The following is a 227-nucleotide window of genomic DNA, read 5'->3' as shown; positions in this document are numbered from 1 at the left end:
CTGTATTTTGCCCCAGCAACCAAAGCTCCCATATCCAATGCTATAAGCCTCACTTCAGATAGATTACTGGGAACATCCCCTCTCACAATTCTCTGAGCTAATCCTTCAACAACAGCAGTCTTACCAACACCTGGTTCTCCGATAAGAACCGGGTTGTTCTTGGTCCTTCTTGAAAGAATCCTGATAACCCTCCGAATTTCCTCATCCCTACCAATGACAGGGTCAAG

Annotated in this window: 1 protein-coding gene; it reads right to left on the bottom strand. The window is 45.8% G+C overall.

Going from position 1 to position 227, the window contains the following annotated elements:
* Positions 1 to 227, bottom strand: a 227-nt coding sequence (locus C6N31_RS47545; protein ID WP_198359778.1) for an AAA family ATPase, incomplete at both ends; no start/stop codon positions are given.

It is taken from the genome of Streptomyces fildesensis (assembly GCF_016107395.1).
Lineage (GTDB): Bacteria > Actinomycetota > Actinomycetes > Streptomycetales > Streptomycetaceae > Actinacidiphila > Actinacidiphila fildesensis.
This window is presented reverse-complemented; position numbering and strand designations above follow the sequence as displayed.